This is a genomic window from Psychrobacter sp. CAL346-MNA-CIBAN-0220 (genome assembly GCF_040309805.1).
Lineage (GTDB): Bacteria > Pseudomonadota > Gammaproteobacteria > Pseudomonadales > Moraxellaceae > Psychrobacter.
In genome coordinates, this window is record NZ_JBEOPF010000567.1 from 1 (window position 1) to 249 (window position 249).

A 249-nucleotide genomic window follows, 5' to 3' on the forward strand; every position below is an offset into this window, starting at 1 on the left:
CGCCTGAGCTTCTGTCACGATTAGTGCATCAGGGAATGCCCCTTCAGGGCAAATTACTGTCATGGTCATGCCTAAAATCGCTGCACCATAAATCAGTGAGTGGGTGACGTTATTACCATCGCCAACATAAGCCAGTTTTGCTTGGCTTACGTCATCAAATTGCTCTGATAGTGTTAAAAAGTCAGCTAGCGCTTGGCATGGATGGTACAAGTCAGACAAAGCATTAATCACCGGCACGCTGCCATGTTG

Annotated in this window: 1 pseudogene; it reads right to left on the minus strand. The window is 47.0% G+C overall.

Features of this window, described 5'->3' with window-relative positions:
* Nucleotides 1–249 (minus strand): annotated as a pseudogene (locus tag AAEY88_RS14835) (ornithine carbamoyltransferase); the annotation flags it as partial.